At 45.1% G+C, this 18,182-nt stretch carries 16 protein-coding genes, 3 pseudogenes and 3 riboswitches; of the genes and pseudogenes, 7 read left to right on the top strand and 12 right to left on the bottom strand.

What is annotated here, in order from left to right:
- Positions 1–3: 3 nt before the first annotated feature.
- The 8 genes and pseudogenes from NST56_RS20840 to NST56_RS20805 all read right to left on the bottom strand — a co-directional run bounded on the left by NST56_RS20840 (position 4) and on the right by NST56_RS20805 (position 6,585).
- The gene (locus tag NST56_RS20840; RefSeq protein WP_339178905.1) at positions 4–1,143 is read right to left on the bottom strand and encodes a 5-methyltetrahydropteroyltriglutamate--homocysteine S-methyltransferase; all 1,140 of its coding nucleotides are present in this window, start codon (positions 1,141–1,143) and stop codon (positions 4–6) included.
- Between the two features lie 78 nt (positions 1,144–1,221).
- Positions 1,222–1,331, bottom strand: a riboswitch (SAM riboswitch).
- 68 nt (positions 1,332–1,399) lie between these two features.
- Positions 1,400–2,533, bottom strand: a complete 1,134-nt coding sequence (locus NST56_RS20835) for a 5-methyltetrahydropteroyltriglutamate--homocysteine S-methyltransferase (RefSeq protein ID WP_339178903.1) — start codon at positions 2,531–2,533, stop codon at positions 1,400–1,402.
- A gap of 84 nt (positions 2,534–2,617) precedes the next feature.
- Positions 2,618–2,724: riboswitch (SAM riboswitch) on the bottom strand.
- A 66-nt stretch (positions 2,725–2,790) separates the two neighbouring features.
- Positions 2,791–2,982 (bottom strand): annotated as a pseudogene (locus tag NST56_RS20830) (hypothetical protein); the annotation flags it as partial.
- 80 nt (positions 2,983–3,062) lie between these two features.
- Positions 3,063–3,341, bottom strand: a pseudogene (locus NST56_RS20825) (hypothetical protein).
- Between the two features lie 277 nt (positions 3,342–3,618).
- Positions 3,619–3,744: a hypothetical protein gene (locus tag NST56_RS20820; protein ID WP_010332428.1), complete on the bottom strand. Its 126-nt coding sequence runs from the start codon at positions 3,742–3,744 to the stop codon at positions 3,619–3,621.
- Between the two features lie 106 nt (positions 3,745–3,850).
- Entirely contained in the window at positions 3,851–5,083 is a 1,233-nt protein-coding gene (gene pepT, locus NST56_RS20815; RefSeq protein ID WP_339178902.1) for a peptidase T, read from the bottom strand.
- A gap of 49 nt (positions 5,084–5,132) precedes the next feature.
- Positions 5,133–5,615 (bottom strand): annotated as a pseudogene (locus tag NST56_RS20810) (response regulator transcription factor); the annotation flags it as partial.
- A gap of 91 nt (positions 5,616–5,706) precedes the next feature.
- Positions 5,707–6,585: a LysR family transcriptional regulator gene (locus NST56_RS20805; RefSeq protein WP_339178901.1), complete on the bottom strand. Its 879-nt coding sequence runs from the start codon at positions 6,583–6,585 to the stop codon at positions 5,707–5,709.
- 126 nt (positions 6,586–6,711) lie between these two features.
- Here NST56_RS20805 and NST56_RS20800 point away from each other — a divergent pair, with 126 nt between their 5' ends.
- Both NST56_RS20800 and galE read left to right on the top strand, forming a co-directional pair.
- Positions 6,712–7,218: a YbhB/YbcL family Raf kinase inhibitor-like protein gene (locus NST56_RS20800; protein ID WP_010332425.1), complete on the top strand. Its 507-nt coding sequence runs from the start codon at positions 6,712–6,714 to the stop codon at positions 7,216–7,218.
- Between the two features lie 114 nt (positions 7,219–7,332).
- Positions 7,333–8,352, top strand: coding sequence for a UDP-glucose 4-epimerase GalE (gene galE, locus NST56_RS20795; protein WP_010332424.1), 1,020 nt, complete (start codon positions 7,333–7,335; stop codon positions 8,350–8,352).
- Between the two features lie 73 nt (positions 8,353–8,425).
- On the opposite strand, the gene NST56_RS20790 is transcribed toward galE, so the two are convergent.
- Entirely contained in the window at positions 8,426–8,965 is a 540-nt protein-coding gene (locus NST56_RS20790) for a DUF4352 domain-containing protein (protein WP_168749525.1), read from the bottom strand.
- 391 nt (positions 8,966–9,356) lie between these two features.
- Positions 9,357–9,459, top strand: a riboswitch (guanidine-I (ykkC/yxkD leader).
- Positions 9,460–9,525: 66 nt separating this feature from the next.
- Here NST56_RS20790 and NST56_RS20785 point away from each other — a divergent pair.
- From NST56_RS20785 to NST56_RS20765, 5 genes are all read left to right on the top strand, one after another.
- Positions 9,526–10,362, top strand: a complete 837-nt coding sequence (locus NST56_RS20785; RefSeq protein ID WP_168749119.1) for a YitT family protein — start codon at positions 9,526–9,528, stop codon at positions 10,360–10,362.
- A gap of 217 nt (positions 10,363–10,579) precedes the next feature.
- Entirely contained in the window at positions 10,580–11,473 is an 894-nt protein-coding gene (locus NST56_RS20780) for a helix-turn-helix domain-containing protein (RefSeq protein WP_339178896.1), read from the top strand.
- Positions 11,474–11,592: 119 nt separating this feature from the next.
- The gene (msmX, locus tag NST56_RS20775) at positions 11,593–12,690 is read left to right on the top strand and encodes a maltodextrin ABC transporter ATP-binding protein MsmX (RefSeq protein WP_268444785.1); all 1,098 of its coding nucleotides are present in this window, start codon (positions 11,593–11,595) and stop codon (positions 12,688–12,690) included.
- A gap of 110 nt (positions 12,691–12,800) precedes the next feature.
- The gene (locus NST56_RS20770) at positions 12,801–13,529 is read left to right on the top strand and encodes a ZIP family metal transporter (protein WP_268447970.1); all 729 of its coding nucleotides are present in this window, start codon (positions 12,801–12,803) and stop codon (positions 13,527–13,529) included.
- 99 nt (positions 13,530–13,628) lie between these two features.
- Positions 13,629–14,468, top strand: coding sequence for a polysaccharide deacetylase family protein (locus NST56_RS20765; RefSeq protein WP_010332418.1), 840 nt, complete (start codon positions 13,629–13,631; stop codon positions 14,466–14,468).
- 12 nt (positions 14,469–14,480) lie between these two features.
- On the opposite strand, the gene NST56_RS20760 is transcribed toward NST56_RS20765, so the two are convergent.
- The 3 genes from NST56_RS20760 to cimH form a co-directional block, all read right to left on the bottom strand.
- Positions 14,481–14,684 carry a hypothetical protein gene (locus NST56_RS20760; protein WP_026014625.1) on the bottom strand — a complete coding sequence of 68 codons (204 nt, stop codon included), beginning with the start codon at positions 14,682–14,684 and terminating at the stop codon, positions 14,481–14,483.
- A 56-nt stretch (positions 14,685–14,740) separates the two neighbouring features.
- A complete protein-coding gene (locus tag NST56_RS20755) occupies positions 14,741–16,429 on the bottom strand; it encodes a M56 family metallopeptidase (RefSeq protein WP_268447973.1) in 1,689 nt (562 codons plus the stop codon).
- Between the two features lie 123 nt (positions 16,430–16,552).
- Positions 16,553–17,902, bottom strand: coding sequence for a citrate/malate transporter CimH (gene cimH, locus NST56_RS20750; RefSeq protein WP_010332414.1), 1,350 nt, complete (start codon positions 17,900–17,902; stop codon positions 16,553–16,555).
- Between the last annotated feature and the right edge of the window lie 280 nt (positions 17,903–18,182).

Genomic DNA, 18,182 nt, shown 5'->3' with positions numbered 1-18,182 from the left:
TCTTTATTTCCAAACATCGTTAGCGATCTCAACAACATGGCGCAGCTTCGCCCATTGCTGTTCTTCGGTCAGCTTGTTGCCTTCCTCAGTCGAAGCGAACCCGCATTGCGGACTCAGGCATAGCTGGTCTAAGCTGACATAACGTGACGCCTCTTCAATACGGCGTTTCACGTCGTTCGGATCTTCGAGCTCACCGAATTTAGATGTAACTAAACCGAGGACAAGCTGAAGATCAGTGCGTTTCACATAACGGAGCGGTTCGAATCCGCCTGAGCGTGAATCATCATACTCTAAGAAAAGCCCGTCCAGATTCAAGCCGTCAAAAATGGTTTCGGCCGCCGCATCATAACCGCCCTCAGCTGTCCATGTGGACTGAAAGTTGCCGCGGCAGATATGCATGGTGATTGTCATATCATCCGGACGATCAGCAATGGCGTCATTGATCGACTTCGCAAACAGCTGGCGAAGCTCGTCAGGCGTTGTTCCGAATGCTTCCACTTGTTTTAAGCCTTTTTCAGATAAGAAAACAGCCCATGCTGTATCGTCAAGCTGGAGGTAGCGGCAGCCTCTGTCATAAAACGCTTGAATCACTTTCTTATATGCTTTTGATACATCATGCTGGAAAAGAGCATAATCGTTCTTGTAGGCATCCTTTTCCAGTCTCCCCCGGAAAAAGAGCATATTCGGACTCGGAATTGTCATTTTTGGCGTGGCATCACCAGCGATGCCATGTAAAAATGAGTAATCTTCGAGCATCGGGTGGTTTGAGAAATCAATATCGCCCGTCACTTTGATGCCGCGTGCTTTTGTCTGCACATTATGGAACTGGATACCCTGTTCAGGTATAAACGGCTCAACGCCATCCAGATTTTCCAGGAAATCAAAATGCCACCACGCTCTGCGGAATTCTCCGTCTGTCACGACGTTCAGGCCGGTTTCCTTTTGTTTTTCCACAATGCGGATGATTTCATCGTTTTCAATCTGGCGAAGCTGTTCGGCAGTCATTTCGCCGGCCGCCTTTTGCAGGCGCGCTTTTTTGACGGGCTCAGATCTCAGCAGGCTTCCGACTTGATCCGCGCGAAACGGCGGTTTTTTTCTCTGGAGCGATTGTTTTTGTTCTGCGGGTGTTGTTTGCTGTGACATGTTGTTCATTCCTTCTTTCCATTCGAATATAAAAAAGCTCTTCCTCTGGATAAGGAAGAGCTTGCGTGAACAATCTCAACCTTATCTACAAGAGCACAAATCTGCTCTAAAGGATTTAGCACCATTCTGTGTAAAACAGCGGTTGCCGGGTATCGCAGGGCCAGTCCCTCCACCTCTCTTGATAAGGAAAACCTTTTTATGAAATTTTCTGATAGTATCTATTATTCACACATTTTTCGTTTCTGTCAACGATAGATTATTTCCACACATCATTGGCAATGTCGACCACATGACGGAGCTTCGCCCACTGCTGCTCCTCAGTCAAAAGGTTTCCTTCTTCTGTAGAAGCGAAACCGCACTGCGGGCTCAAGCAAAGCTGATCTAAGCTGACAAAGCGCGCAGCTTCATTGATTCGGCGTTTGACATCCTCTGGATCTTCAAGCTCTCCGTATTTTGATGTAATCAAGCCCAAGACAATCTGCAGATCCTTGCGTTTGACAAAGCGAAGCGGGTCAAAGTTTCCGGAACGGTCATCATCGTATTCCAGGAACAAGCCGTCAAGGTCTAAACCGTCAAGAATCGTTTCCGCTACAGCGTCATAGCCTCCTGATGCGGCCCAAGTCGAGCGGAAGTTGCCGCGGCAGATGTGCATCGTAACCGTTAGGTCATCAGGACGGTCCGCCACTGCATCGTTAATTGTTTTGGCAAACAACGCAGGCAATGTTTCCGGATCACCGCCGAGGGCACGGACAACCTCTCTGCCTTTTTCTTCAAAGAAGAGAGACCATGACGTATCATCGAGCTGAAGATAGCGGCAGCCCGCATCATAGAAAGCGGTAATCGCTTTTTTGTACGTCTGGGCCAGGTCATGAAAATATTCCTCCTGATCGGGATATACGCCTTGATCAGCTTTTTCACCGAAAAACAGCATATTCGGACTTGGAATCGTCAATTTTGCTGTCGCATCTCCGGCAATGCTGTGTAAAAATTGATAATCGGCAAGCGCCGGATGGCTTGTGAAATCCAGTTTTCCTGTGACTTTAATGCTGCGGGCTTTTGTTTTCGCATGATGGAATTGAATCCCTTCGGCCGGAATGAAGGGCTCTACACCATCAAGCCCTTCAAGAAAATCGTAATGCCACCAAGAACGGCGGAACTCTCCGTCGGTTACGACGTTTAGGCCGATTTCCTTTTGCTTTTCGACAATGCGGGTGATTTCTTTATTTTCAATATCGCGAAGCTGTTCTGCCGTGATCTCGCCGGCCGTTTGATTTTGCCGCGCCTCTTTTACTGGTGCGGATCGTAATAAACTGCCGACATGATCAGCGCGGAAAGGAGCTTTCTTCTGTTTATCTGATTTCTGTGCTGCAAGGTTTACTTGTTGAGCCATATCATTCGCCTCTTTTCTGAAATGTTTGCTGCATGAAAAAAGCTCTTCCTTTGTGTAAGGAAGAGCTTGAACGATCAAATCTCTGCCTCATCTGCAAGAACGCGATGTTCTTAAGGATTTAGCACCATTCTGTGTAAAACAGCGGTTGCCGGGTATCATAGGGCCAGTCCCTCCACCTCTCTTGATAAGGTAAATCTTCATATTGAGTTTTCAATTATCTTAATATTATTATTTTTGCATGAATTGTCAACAGTTTTTTAGAAGTTTGGCTTATCTTCATCGTCAACCCATACCATATCCAGCACAATCGCGATGGCTGTGCAAATCAGCACATCTTCCCCATGTGCAATCTGCAGGCGATACGTATCACCCCAGCTGAGCCGCTTTTAGCTGACAGACATTCGCCCATTCTGGCCGTCCGTCAGCTAAAATTTGTCCTTCCATCAATCATTCGATCATTACTGAAGTCTAGTTTCAGGAATAACGAAAAGGCTGCATATCTGCAGCCTTTTCATTTATAAGGTATGTCTTAGGAAAGGTGCATCCGGCGTTTTTGGCGGATGGCGTCAAGGTCGATTAGGTTGTTATGATGAGGAACGGGTGCAGGCAGAGGGCTTGTCTTTTGCGGTTTTCGTCTATTGTCTTTGCTGAACGAAAAGAGAAGATAGCCACATAATGCGATGATAATAAATAAGATCATTTTACATACCTCCCAAAAAAAGTTTTGGTATTCTCTATTGTACGGATAAAACGTCTAAAAGTATTCAAAAAATTCCAAATCTAATAAAAATGAATGCGTGTTCCTCAAAATTCCTTTTCGTCGATGACCTGAAAATAGTCTTGCATTAAGCTGGTGTTTTTTCTTTTGATTGGTTCTATAGTTACTATCGACGTTAAAATGAATTCCTTTATATAACTTTTAACCTAAATTTCTGTAATTCAAATTAACTATATATGGATAATGTGTTCTTCTTTGTTTGATATATACCCTATTTTGAGGAATTGAACACAAAAAACCCAAATTACGGAGCATTTGGGCGGGAATTTGGAATGGATGCCTGATTTGAGGGGAGTCCGGGGAAGGGTCAGAAAAAGCGTTTGAACATTCTTCTAATTTTTTTAAATGGGTTTGATCGTTTTGTTTGCATTTTGAGCGGGCGCGAAATCATCCATTTTTTGAACAGGCTTTTTGCGGCAATTGTATTCTTCATCTTTGCATTTCCTCCTCATCCGTCGATAGTTGTTTTACGGACAGAGCTTTTAAAATGTTTCATTTTCACGCAAAAAACCAGTCCTTTTTCGGACTGGTTTTTCAGCTTACGCCTGTTCTTCAAACAGCTTTGCAATTTCAACGATAACATTTACGGCTTTGACCATGTTGTCGGCAGAAATGTATTCAAATTTGCCATGGAAGTTTTCCCCGCCGGTAAAGATGTTCGACGTCGGGAGTCCCATGTAAGAAAGCTGCGAGCCGTCCGTGCCGCCGCGGATTGGAGAGATTTTCGGTTCGATGCCGAGGTTTTCCATTGCTTGTTTGGCAATGTGGACGATTTCGATGACAGGCTCAATTTTTTCTCTCATGTTGTAGTATTGATCGTTCATATCAAGCTGAATGCGATTTTGTCCGTATTCGTTTTGGAGCTCTTCAACGATGCGCTGCATGGTTTCTTTTCTGTTTTGGAAGATGTCTTTGTCAAAGTCTCTGATAATGTAGTTGAGCCTGGTCTCTTCTACGTCTCCCTGAATGGACAGCAGGTGGTAGAAGCCTTCGTAGCCCTCTGTATATTCAGGTGCCTCATCTGCCGGCAGCATGCTGTTCAGCTTCATTGCGATTTTTGCAGAGTTGATCATTTTGCCTTTTGCCGTGCCGGGATGTACATTGTTGCCTTTAATTGTGATTTTCGCCGCGGCAGCATTGAAGCTTTCATATTCAAGCTCACCGAGCGGACCGCCATCAACGGTATAGGCAAAGGAGGCATTGAATCGCTCAACATCAAATTTGTGCGGGCCCCTGCCGATTTCTTCATCAGGTGTAAATGCAACTCTAATGGTGCCATGCTTGATTTCAGGGTGTTTGATGAGATAATCCATGGCAGTCATGATTTCAGCGATGCCAGCCTTATTGTCAGCGCCAAGAAGGGTTGTGCCGTCTGTGGTGATCAGAGTGTGTCCTTTGTAGCCCGACAGCTCAGGGAATTGATCAGGCGATAGGATGACCTGAAGCTTTTCATTGAGCGTGATGTCTTTTCCATCGTAGCTTTCAACGATTTGCGGATTGACATTTTTGCCGGTAAAATCTGTGGCGGTATCGACGTGGGCGAGAAAGCCGATTGTCGGCACATCTTTGTCAGTATTGGAAGGAAGAGTCGCCATGACATAGCCGTTTTCATCAATGGCTGCGTCTTCTATGCCGATTGACTTTAATTCCTCAACAAGCATGTTTCCTAACGTCAATTGGCCGGGTGTGGATGGGCAGGTGTCGACTGATTCATCTGACTGCGTGTCGACCTTTACGTATGTAGTAAACCGTTCAATGATGTCTTCTTTCATTTCCAATCATCTCCTTTGTCTTATTCTATCATGCTGTGATGAGAGATTTCTATTTCACAATGCCGTTTCGAATGGCAAAAACGACTGCCTGTGTCCGGTCTTGGGCATTGCATTTTTGCAGAATTCGATGCACGTGGGTTTTGACGGTGCTTTCGCTGATAAAAAGCTTGTCGGCAATATCCTCATTTCTCAAGCCATAGGCCATTTGCTGAAGAACCTCAAGCTCTCTTTTGGTAAATGGCTCTGCCAGCTCTTCAGCATGAGGCTGTTGCTTTGCGCGGAATGTCTCAGTGATGATTTTAGCGGCTGTGACTGTGCGGAAAATCGCTTTGCCTCTGAAGGCAGCCCGAATGGCGTCTATCAGTTCTTCAGGAAGCGTGTCCTTCAGCAGGTAACCGACAGCGCCGGCGCGGATGCCTTCAAATACGTATTCTTCAGTGTCAAAGGTCGTTAAAATGACGATTTTTGTATCCGGGAGGGCGGACATGATGTCCTTGGCCGCTTCGATGCCTGAGCAGGACGGCATTTGGACTTAACAGCAGCAGCGGGCAGTTTCCCGGGCTTTACAGTTCTTTCTCGGTACATCGATAAAATAAAAGAAAACGTCAACCGGCAGATTGATTTTAGACCTGTTCGGACTGCATGAAGTCCTGCAGCATGGCGTGAAAATGCTGAATGTCCTCGCTATTTCTTTTCCACATCATAAATGTCTGGGACGCCGGCAATTCAAGATGCGGCGGCGTAATTACAGCCATCAGCTTTTTTTCGTCCTCTTCCTGTTTGATGATGTAGGTGGGGAGGAAAGAGGCACCCATTCCCGCTTTTATCATTTGAACAGCCGTATCAGTCTGCCCGACAGCCATCGTTTGAATATGCGGGTAATGTGAACGGATGCGGTCCAAAAAGGCATCCCCATATGACGGATGATCATGTGTTAGCAACCGATAGCGGCTAAAGACAGATGCAGCATCCGCAGGCCTGCTTTTTTGAAAAGGAACAGCCAGACACAGCGTGCCTTCGCATATGTGCTGATAATAAAGAGTGCCGGAGTTCGGGTCTTTTCGAGACAAACCAATATCAGCTTCATTGTGTTCTACCGCTAGTTTGATATCGTCAGATTCAGCTACATGAGTTGAAAGCTCGACATGCGGATGTTTTTGGATATAGGCGGGCAGAAAACGAGGCAATATATAGGACGCGATGTAGGGGTGTACGGCCAGCGTAAGTGCCCGGCTGTACCCCTGCTTCCATTGGCTGACTTTGTGCTTTCCGGCTTGGTATGCATTGATTATTTCTTTGGCATAAGGCAAAAACAGCCTACCTTCGTCAGTCAGGACAACCCTTCTTCCGCTATGCAAAAACAGCTGCATGTCCAGTTCATCTTCCAATTTCCTCATATGTTGAGAAACAGCCGGCTGTGTGAGATAAAGACGCTCAGCCGTTTCCCTGAAGTTTTCTGATTCCGCTGCGGAAATAAAGGTTTGCAGCCATTTTAAATCCATGAAATACCTCCTTCACTGCTAATTGATAACAAATTGTTAATTGAAAATGCGTATTTGCTTATCACTGATTATACTTCCATTCGTTTAGTATACCTATAGAACGAAAAAATGGAGAGAGGGAATCACATGAACATATACGTAGAAGCAAATCCATATTTACATGACAAATACTCAAAATATGCAGATGAAAAATATAAGAGAGACGGGAATCCATTTGTATCCTTTCCGATTCGCTTTGAGGAAGTCCCGCTCGGTGCAAAGACGCTCGCACTGACTTTCATCGACCATGACGCCATTCCCGTATGCGGATTCAGCTGGATTCACTGGATAGCGGCGAACATCCCGGCGCACATCGGAGAGCTTCCTGAACATGCAAGTGAGGAAAGACAGGACTTGATGATACAGGGGCAAAACAGCTTTGCTTCAGCGCTTGCGGGAAGCATCAATCCAAAGGTGATTCACCAGTATTGCGGGCCGACGCCGCCTGACGAGGATCATACATATACGCTGACGGTCTATGCTTTGGATGCTGAACTGAATCTTCAGCAGGGCTTTTATATGAATCAGCTCTATCAAGAAATGAAAGAACGCATTCTCGCTGAAGCCTCTATTGAATTGCTGGCAAGGGTTTAGGGCAGAAAATATGAAGAAACGATTAATAAACGATTAAACTTCATGAAAATGGATGTAGACCAGTTCTAAACACTATATAATAATAGCAGGTCATTTTTTAGGAGGGTTTACATCATGGCAATACTTGTTACAGGCGGCGCCGGATATATCGGAAGTCACACATGTGTGGAGTTATTGAACAGCGGCTATGAGATTGTCGTACTTGATAATCTGTCCAACAGCTCAGCTGAGGCGCTGAATCGCGTCAAGGAGATTACGGGAAAAGAGTTAACGTTCTATGAAGCGGATCTATTGGATCGGGAAGCGGTAGATTCGGTTTTTGCTGAAAATGAAATTGAAGCTGTGATTCATTTTGCGGGATTAAAAGCAGTCGGTGAATCTGTTGCGATTCCGCTCAAATATTACCATAACAACCTCACGGGAACGTTTATATTATGTGAGGTCATGGAGAAATACGGCGTCAAGAAAATCGTGTTCAGTTCATCTGCAACAGTATACGGCGTTCCGGAAACATCACCGATTACGGAGGACTTTCCATTAGGCGCGACAAATCCTTATGGACAGACGAAGCTCATGCTTGAACAAATATTGCGTGACTTGCATACGGCCGACAACGAGTGGAGTGTTGCCCTGCTCCGCTACTTTAATCCGTTCGGCGCACATCCAAGCGGACGAATCGGTGAAGATCCGAATGGCATCCCAAATAACCTCATGCCATATGTGGCGCAGGTAGCCGTCGGCAAGCTGGAGCAATTAAGCGTATTCGGCAATGACTATCCGACAAAAGACGGGACAGGCGTGCGCGATTATATTCACGTCGTCGATCTCGCAGAAGGCCACGTCAAAGCGCTTGAAAAAGTATTGAACTCCACTGGAGCAGATGCATACAACCTCGGAACAGGCACAGGCTACAGTGTGCTTGAAATGGTCAAAGCCTTTGAAAAAGTGTCAGGGAAAGAGGTTCCATACCGTTTTGCGGACCGCCGTCCTGGAGACATCGCCACCTGCTTCGCAGATCCTGCAAAAGCCAAGCAAGAACTGGGCTGGGAAGCAAAACGAGGCCTTGAGGAAATGTGTGCCGATTCTTGGAGATGGCAGTCTTCTAATGTGAATGGGTATAAGAATCAGGAATAAGAATGGAGGCCTTCTCAACAGAGAAGGCCTTTTTCCTAAAAAAGGGTGCCTTCGCAGGCACCCTTTTCAGCTACTATTTGATTTTTACAATAACATCATTACTGAATTTAAGTTTCCAAGTTCCTTTAGAGTAAGCATCCTTGTCCACTTCGAATACTTCAACATTGGTTACTTTAATATTTGGATTTAGATCACTTAAAATTTTTGAATCATCGATTTTTGTTTCTGCCGCATAGTTAGAAGATGCATCTATGTCAGCATCATATGATGTATCAGTGGAATCTACAAGTTTAACAGTAGGAATTGAAAAAGAGCTTATAGGCTTTTTAGACACGTTTTTTACTGTGTATTGTACAGCAACTAAAATACCGCCGTCAGACGCCTTTTTGTTTAGGAACTCGTTACCAACTGAATCTCGTTTTTCTACCTTCGTAACTGTCACTTCAGTTTTCTCAGTCTTAACAGTATCACCGATATTGTATGTTTTTTCAGTTTCTGCTTTGCTGCTGCTTGATGTTTTGGAAGTGGCTTCTGAACCGCCTCCGCCGCCAATGTTAGCAATAATAATGATGACAACAACTGCGAGAATAAACGTAATAATTTTATGTCTCATAAAAAAGTTACGCTGATCCTTACCACAGTTAGGACATTTTTTTACACCTTTTGCAATTTCTTGACCGCAAGCTTTACAAGGGACTAGTTTTCCTGCCATTATATTTCCTCCTATGTCATTAAATACACAAAACATATGTACTATAATGCCTATATTATTTCACTTAGTCAATACAAAATTATGAATTTATTATATTATTTAGCATTCATAGTTATATTTTCTTGTGAAAATACATGCTTATTTTCTTATCGTCTATATCGCACATATGTTAATAGCTAATTTGTATTTTCTTGAATTTTCACTTGTAACTAAATCTCCGCAAATACCCCTTGAACCAATTTGCTCAGTCCCTTATAATGCTAATATTGGAAAGTGAAAAGGATATGCTAAAACATTGGTTTTCTAGGGTTCCGCAATGCATATTGGCCTGTGACCGAGAGAAAACACATAACAGCCTGGCTGTTATGACACGGTGGGATAAAAGCCCAGGAGTTTCTGCTCTTTTGCGAGAGCGTACTCCTGGGTTTTTTTGTTGATACGATCTGAAGGAGGAGTTTGTGATGAAAAAGAAAATGCTTGATGTGCTGATGCTTGTGATTGGCGCTTTTTTCTTCGCGCTTGCTGTGAATTTATTCGCGATTCCCAATGACCTTGGGGAAGGCGGCGTTACGGGGATTACGCTGATTTTGTACTATGTGTTTCAATGGTCTCCCGGGGTGACAAACTTTATATTAAACGCTTTTCTGCTATTGATCGGATATAAATTTCTCGACGGGAAAACTACGGTTTATACGATTATCGCCGTGGCAGCAAACTCGCTTTTTCTGCATTTGACACACGGGTGGAGCACACCGTCTGATGAGCTGATCATTAACACGATTTTCGCAGGCGTGTTTGCGGGTGTCGGGATCGGCATGATCATTCGGGTCGGCGGCACAACAGCCGGTTCCGCCATTCTGGCCAGAATCGCCAATAAATATTTAGATTGGAATATCAGTTACGCGCTGCTCTTTTTTGATTTAATTGTCGTCTTCAGCTCTTATTTTATTATTGGTGTGGAAAACATGATGTTTACGATTGTGATGCTGTATATCGGAACGAAAGTGATGGACTTTATTATTGAAGGACTGAATACAAAAAAAGCAATTACTGTCATTTCGGAAAATAAAGGTGAAATTGCCGAGCAGGTCAATACGCTGATGGACCGGGGCGTCACCATTTTATCAGGTAAGGGAAACTATACCGGCCAGTCAAAAGAGATTTTGTACATCGTCATTAACAAACAGGAGCTTTCTATGCTGAAGAAAATCATCAGAAGCTGTGATAAAAAAGCGTTTGTGATTGTCCATGACGTGCGCGATGTGTTTGGTGAAGGGTTTGTGGATATTTCAAAATAAGGGGGTCCCTCTGCGCATCTGCAGAGGGATTTATTTGTTTAGAACGGATATGTGCGGTATTGTTTCTGCATTCGTCTCAGTTCATGCATATCCTCTATTGCCGTTGAAGCAAGGCTGTAAACGAAAGAGGGCCGTCTTATGTGAAAAAGAAGCTGGAGAACATGTGTATTTCGCCTTATACTGAAAATACATATCCTTACATAGGAGAGGAGACCATATGAAGTCGCTGCTGGCTATTTATCCCGGTTCGATTGTGTCTGACAAGCTTTGTACAATGGAAGACTGTCTATGTTTTTTTGATGAAAACAGTCAGAAATATATCTCGATCCCAAAAACGGAGATCAGCCAAAAGGAGACGTTGCTGCTCCAGTCATTTTTAACGCTAGCGGAAGAGGCAGATCACATGTCGTTCAAATCGCCAGAAGAAAACAAGTGGTTTGCGTTTCTATTCTCGAAAGGAGAAGTGCCCCCGAATATCACTAAGAGGACAAGGTTCATTCATTTTCATTTGATTGGCAAAACAGAACGGGCATCATTTGCGGAAGCGATGCGCCATTTTTGGCCGGTGTCTTTTGTGATCGTTTGGATGCATGAGGACAGAGGCGTGATTGTCGAGCAGGAAAGTGAAGCGGCAGCGGGGAAAGACGAACTGGAGTCGCTCGCCAGGGTTCTTGAAAGTGATTTCTACTTCAGTGTCCGTTTTTACGCCGGAAGGTTTTATGAAACAGATGAGCGCTTACGAAAACATTATGCCCGTGAACAAACGTATTTTCTATTTGCTGAAAAGCGGCTGCCGCAGGTTCAGAGTGTCACGTTTGATATCATGTTCCCTTTTTTATTATTGGAAGAAGAAAAGGGACGGCTGAAATCACTGCTTTGTGAAGAAGCCGAGCTATTATTTGTAAATGAACCTGAGCTGAGAAAAACGATCAAGCTGTTTATTGAAAACAACTCAAACGTGACATTAACAGCGAAAAAACTGCATCTGCACCGCAACAGCCTGCAGTACCGAATTGATAAATTTATCGAGCGGTCAGGAATAGACATTAAAACGTATACAGGCGCTCTGCTTGCGTATTTTATCTGCCTGCAAAGTGAAGGTTCAGAATAAACTGGAAATATGCACGAAAACGGCCGTGTGATTTTATGAATGCTGCCCATTTCAGTGTTGGATAAATGCTGATACACTTGATTTAAGAAAGCGTTTACAATACTAAAGGGGGATGTTAGATGGCTGAATTGCGGATGGAGCACATTTATAAATTTTATGATCAGAAGGAAGCGGCGGTAGACGACTTTAATCTTCACATAGCGGATAAGGAATTTATCGTATTTGTCGGCCCGTCCGGCTGCGGTAAATCAACAACACTGCGGATGGTCGCAGGACTTGAGGAAATTTCGAAAGGTGATTTTTATATTGAAGGAAAACGGGTAAATGATGTGGCGCCAAAGGACAGGGATATCGCGATGGTGTTCCAAAACTACGCGCTCTATCCGCATATGACGGTATACGATAATATCGCCTTCGGGCTGAAGCTCCGCAAAATGCCGAAGCCTGAAATTAAAAAAAGAGTGGAGGAAGCCGCTAAAATTCTCGGGCTGGAAGAATATTTGCACCGCAAGCCAAAAGCGCTCTCAGGCGGGCAGAGACAGCGGGTTGCGCTGGGAAGGGCGATCGTGCGGGATGCAAAGGTATTCCTGATGGATGAGCCTTTGTCGAATCTGGATGCAAAGCTTCGGGTGCAAATGAGAGCCGAAATCATTAAACTCCACCAGAGACTGCAAACCACCACGATTTACGTCACGCATGATCAGACAGAAGCATTGACGATGGCGACTCGAATTGTGGTCATGAAGGACGGCAAAATTCAGCAGATCGGGACGCCGAAGGATGTATACGAATTCCCTGAAAATGTATTCGTTGGCGGTTTTATCGGGTCACCAGCGATGAACTTTTTCAAAGGGAAGCTGTCTGACGGCACAATCAAAATCGGTTCTTCGGTGTTGAGCGTGCCGGAGGGGAAAATGAAGGTGCTTCGTGAAAAAGGCTACATTGGCAAAGAAGTCATTTTCGGCATCCGCCCTGAGGATATTCATGATGAATTGATTGTCGTGGAATCGTATAAGAGCTCTTCAATTAAAGCGAAAATCAATGTTGCGGAGCTGCTGGGGTCTGAGATCATGATTTATTCGCAAATCGATAACCAGGATTTTATTGCGAGGATCGACGCCCGTCTCGATATTCAGTCAGGTGATGAGCTGACAGTTGCGTTTGATATGAATAAAGGCCATTTCTTTGACAGTGAAACTGAAATCAGAATCCGTTAAGCTGGAGAACCGGACATGGTGCGATGTCCGGTTTTTTGCATTCCCTCTCTATCTCAAGGTTTACAGCAAAAACTGCGGCGGGTAGTGGTTTGTAGAAAGGAGAGATCGAGATGTGGAATGCAGCGATGTGGGGCGGGATTTCCGGCTCTGCTGTTTTGCTGGGCGCGCTGGCGTCGATGTTTCTTCCGATTCGCAAGCGTATCATCGGTTATATCATGGCTTTTGGCACAGGGGTATTAATCGGCGCTGCCGCCTATGAACTTCTTGAGGACGCGGTGAAGGATGGCGGAATGGTCTCGACAGGCGCCGGATTTATAGCAGGAGCTGTCGTGTTTACCCTTTTTGACTACGCGGTTTCAAAAAGAGGCGCGTCACAAAGAAAAAGATCGAGACAAGCAGCTGCAGGCGGCGGGGGGATCGCGATTTTTATCGGCACCATCATGGATGCTGTCCCCGAGTCTATTATGATTGGAGCCAGTCTTCTTGAGGAACAATCCGTCAGTTTCCTTTTGGTGGTCGCGATTTTTATCAGCAATATACCTGAAGGGCTGTCCAGCACGGCCGGCATGAAGAACAGCGGATATTCAAAGGCGAAAATCTTGCTGCTTTGGGCGGCGGTACTGATGATTTCTATTTTTGCCTCATGGTCAGGATATTACTTCCTCGATGATGCTCCTGAGGAGATGATGTCGGCAATCGCCGCTTTTGCGGGCGGAGGAATCATCGCAATGATTGCATCCACGATGATGCCCGAGGCATATGAAGACAGCGGTCCGATGACAGGGTTAATTGCTGCTCTTGGTCTTTTAACGTCTTTGATTTTGAATCAGTTTTCCTAATCTGCACCGGACATGGCTACATGTCTGGTTTTTTCACTTGAAAATCCCGCAAATCAACCGATGAAAAGGAGGAAGAAATAGACAGAAAGCAGGAAAACGATGAAACGATTTATCTTAAGCATCTTTCTTTTGGGCAGCTGTTTGTCTCTTGCCGCTTGCGCTGAAAAAGAAGCAAACGCAGAGCAGCAGATGCCAAAAGCGGAACAAAAGAAACCGGAAGAAAAGACAGTACATGTGCAGAAAAAAGAAGATGATACATCCGCATGGATCAAAACAGAGAAACCGGCAAAGCTGCCGATTTTGATGTACCACAGCATCTCTTCGGGCAACAGCCTCCGTGTGCCAAAGAAAGAATTTGAGGCACATATGAAATGGCTGCACGATAACGGCTATCAGACATTAACCCCAAAAGAGGCGTATCTCATGCTGACTCAGGACAAGAAGCCGAGTGAGAAATGTGTGCTGATCACGTTTGATGACGGATACACCGATAATTACAAAGACGCGTATCCGGTATTAAAGAAGTACGGCATGAAGGCGACGATTTTTATGATCGGCAAATCAATTGGACATAAACATCATCTGACAGAGGATCAAATGAAAGAAATGGCGCAGCATGGCATATCGATTGAAAGCCATACGATTGACCACCTTGAGCTGAACGGTTTAACACCAGAACAGCAATATAGCGAAATGGCAGATTCAAAAAAACTGTTTGATAGGATGTTCAATCAGCAAACGGCCATCATCAGCTATCCGGTTGGGCGCTACAACGAAGATACGCTGAAGGCCGCTGAAGAAACCGGTTATCAAATGGGAGTGACGACTGAACCTGGTGCAGCCTCCAGAGATCAGGGGATGTACGCCCTCCATCGCGTACGTGTATCCCCGGGAATGTCAGGGGCGTCCTTTGGGGCGTACATTGAGTCGATGAAATAAAAATGGCGGCGATTAATCGCCGCCGCCCCCTCCGCCGTCACAGCCGGAATCCCCGAAACCTCCGTCACTGCCACATCCATCATGGCGGGAATCACCATCGGAAAATCCGAAAAAACCGCTGTCCGCCCGCTGGCGTCCTTTGGTTTCTGAATCAGATGATCGAGCCGATTGATAAATGACGATCATTCCGAAGATCAAAGCGATAAGAATCACAATCATATGGCTCCCCCCTTAAACAATGATTTTTCATACGTTTTAAAATCTGAAAAGTTTCACTTGAGGGAGACAGATTCTTTCAGCCGATCTCTCAGCCAGCGCTTGACCATGCCGTTTCCTTTGTTCGAAAGCAATGCGCTGACACGCCAATACATAGGCGGATGAGGAGAAAACTGAAAGTCTATGATTCTGAAAAGCCAGCTGTTATCCCGGATGAGAGAGTTCACCTTAACTTCGTCTTCATCTATATCAGAGCTGTAGGTGTTTTGTTTTTGCAGAGCTTCATCCTGACGAACCGCCAGGATCTTTAAGGATTCAGCCATCTGCCTGTATCCGCCCTCCAGCAGTGAAGCGCCAAGGTGATCGGCGCGCACCTCCATCCATTGGGAACAAAATGACTGATAAAGCTGAAATAGAATGATGATTCCCATGATTAGCGCCCAAAGTGCGATTTTGTAAGCGCCGGGATGGGCGATGTAATGCTCAAGTAAAAGAATGATCCCGATGACTGCCCCAAGATAAAGAAAGCGCAACAGTTGCATGGACAGCACATCACGTTTTTTAATATGAACAGCTTCATGGGCAAGAATACCCTCAATGACATGAGGCGGAAGGGTTAATGTAGCGCTTGTCAGAATCACCATTGATCTTCCTACATTCATTCCGACTGCCATGCCGTTATATTCATCACTATCCGTTTCATATATATCCACATGCGAAATGCCTGCTTTTCTAAACATCTTATCTGCCGCTGCCTGAACGTCTGAATTCAGACAAGGCCTGGCATCCATTGCTGTCCGCAGCACCCGGTCAGATAGATACATATTCAAAGCCCAGTACAACATCACGGCACCAGCCATGACCCAAGGTGAAGCGTGTAAGGCATATAAAGCGAGCACCAATATGGCGTAAGCAGATATCCCTTTTACGCTTGCGGCAAAATAAAGTTTACCTAAAAGCCGTTTCACATTTTTCCGATGATAAAGCGGCAGGACAGCAATAACCGTTTCCTCTTTGTTTTCTGTATCTAGAAATTCCCCGAGGATCGCTTTCCATTTTTCTGGTTCCTTCACGGTCAGATATAGTGTTTCGCCGGGAAGAGAGAGCCTTATGACTTGCTGAAAGCTTGTCGTCATATCGAGCCGGGATGAATACATTGTCAAAAGCGGGTGAAGCTTTAATAGATCTGCCGTCGATTCAAGCCGGATGTCTTTCAGGTCTGAAAGCGGGTAGGTGCGGGTTTCATATCGTGAGCTGATATGCCATGTTTCTAAAGATGAAGAATAAAAGACTTTTACACTTAGAAAATTTAATATGCGTTTTACCAGTGCCGCGCCGCCCGAGATGAAACCGAACAGGATCACATATTTTAGAACGCTGGTGTCAGGCCCGTAAATGAAGAAAACAATAGCGCCCGCAAACACAATGACAGTCAGGGCAATGTCCGAGAGGAGTCGTGTGTGGTCTCTTGCAAGCTCAATTTCCTGCCAATCGCCTGATGGCTTTTCAACACGGCTGGGGACAGTCAGATCCAATGCGGTCCAGTAGCTGGTGAACATCAATGCCAGAGAGACGATGCCGTCTATGAAAGACTGTTGAGAGAAGATAAAGCTAGCAGCACCGACCCAAAGAACAATATCAATCCAGAGTTCTAATGCCGGAAGAAGCTTTGCTGCAAGGGCTGATATCAGCTGAATGCCCAGCCCGAGAATGATAAAGAAAAAAAGACTGGTTCCCATAGGCATGCTAGAGTCCTTTCTATCATAATCTTTCCAACTACTACTATAGCATGCGGCGGGAATTTGTAAAAACACGGAAATGCAAAAAAGCAAGCTCTTTCGTCATACGAAGAACTTGCTTTCAGCCTATCAATAAAACTGGTGTAACAGCAATAACGTGAGGGACACTGTGATGGCCCCTCCAATTCTAGTGGACACCTGGGCAAAAGGCATCAGCTCAAGCCTTTCTGCGGCGCTTAATATCGCGACGTCACCGGTGCCTCCTTGCCCTGAATGGCACGCATTAATAATAGCTGTTTCGATCGGGTACATGTTCAGCCATTTTCCCGTGAAAAAGCCGACCGTCATCATTGTCACAACGACAGACAGAATCGTAATAATATTACTGAGATTAAAGGCGGCCACAAGCTTGTCCCATGGCGTCATGGACACGCCGATTGCAAAGAGCAGCGGATAGGTGACTGCCGTTGAAAAGAAGCGGGACACGCCAAACGCGCCGTTTTCAATTGAGGCAGGGACCAGTCTGAACAGCTTGATCAAAACAGCTAACAGCAGCATGGCAACAGGAGCAGGAAAACCGAAAAAGTCGTGGGCGAGCATACCGACCAAATACAAGGAGACGGCAAGAATTCCCCCGGACGCAAACAGAGAAAGGTTGAACATGTGCTGGCCGTTTTGCGATTCCTCCAGCGCAGGTGAATCTTCTGAACGGTCAACTTTACCGTTGCCGGTCCATTCCGGTTTTTTCTTGCCGATTCTGTTGAGCAGGCCCGCTAAAATGATTGCACATAGACTGCCGAGCATGATCGATGGAAGAACAAGTGCAAACGCTTCCCCTTGAGACATCGGCATGATATCGGAATAACCGATGGACAGAGGGATGGCGCCTTCTCCGACGCCGCCAGCCATAATAGGAATCACGACGTACAGAAGGGTGTGCTGAAATCCGAGGCCGAGCAATGTACCGACAGCCAGTCCCACAATGGCGGCCGCGACAGAACCGGCGATAAGCGGTATAAAAATTTTCATAAATGCTTTTACAAGTGTTTCTCTTTTCATGCCGAGGATGCTTCCGACAACAATTCCGGCAATAAACAAATAAAGAAAGTTTGAGTTTTCTGTAAATTCTGTGGTGGATTTGACAATATCATTTGGCAGCAGGTGATAGTAGACGACAGCAGATGGAATAAAAGTAGCAAGGATGGCCGGACCGCCGATAGAGCGCACAATCGGTATCGATTTTCCGATTTGGGCAAAGGTAAATCCGAAAAACGCCATGACGGCAATGGATGTCAAGATGTCGCTTTTTACATCGTGATGCAATACAAAAATAGTAATTAATATAAACAGCAGGGCATAAACAGGAAGCGGTATAATGCCTACTTTTATATTCATAGCCTTCGCAAACCAATTCTCTTTTCGAACCCCTTCGTGAATTGTATCCGTTTGCATTTGCAATTGAGTTTGAAGCTCTCCCATTAAAAAACCTCCCCCTAATCTTGTTGCCAGTGAAATTGTTCACTATGTTAAGTATACTAAAAAATTGAAATTATTAATATATTAAAAATTTACTATTCAAACTTTTCTTTTTTAGGATTCAGATGAAAAGAGACGTTCTGACTAAATTCCGGATGTGCCGGAGTGCCGAGAACCCAGTGCTGATGCCGGTCAAGCATTTTATTCGCAAGGAGCGAAGTGTTGATGTACGATAATAAAGGGTCATTTATCCTAGCGACCGCCATCAATCAGCAACAAAATA

Source organism: Bacillus sp. FSL R5-0560 (genome assembly GCF_037966305.1).
Lineage (GTDB): Bacteria > Bacillota > Bacilli > Bacillales > Bacillaceae > Bacillus > Bacillus mojavensis.
Note: the sequence above shows the minus strand (reverse complement) of the source record. Positions and strands in the feature narration are given on the sequence as shown.